A 325-nucleotide genomic window follows, 5' to 3' on the forward strand; every position below is an offset into this window, starting at 1 on the left:
CAAACCAAGTGCTCTACCAAGCTGAGCTACTTCCCGTAAAATATGGCGCGCCCGAAAGGAGTCGAACCCATAACCTTCTGATCCGTAGTCAGACACTCTATCCAATTGAGCTACGGGCGCATATATTGCTGTTAGTAATCTTTAGATATTTTGCTTCGCAAAAATCTTTGGTTATTTTCGCTTTCACGAAAAAACTTAGTGCCGAGGACCGGAATCGAACCGGTACGGTAGTCACCTACCGCAGGATTTTAAGTCCTGTGCGTCTGCCAGTTCCGCCACCCCGGCAACATTGGAGCGGAAGACGGGATTCGAACCCGCGACCCCC

2 tRNA genes are annotated in these 325 nt (G+C 49.8%); both read right to left on the reverse strand.

The features are described from left to right. Nucleotides 1-43 precede the first annotated feature (43 nt). Nucleotides 44-120: transfer RNA gene (locus M3189_RS26655), tRNA-Arg, on the reverse strand. Nucleotides 121-199: 79 nt separating this feature from the next. Continuing rightward, nucleotides 200-285 (reverse strand) — tRNA-Leu (locus M3189_RS26660). Between the last annotated feature and the right edge of the window lie 40 nt (nucleotides 286-325).

The organism is Neobacillus niacini (assembly GCF_023715415.1).
Classification (GTDB): domain Bacteria; phylum Bacillota; class Bacilli; order Bacillales; family Cytobacillaceae; genus Neobacillus; species Neobacillus niacini_C.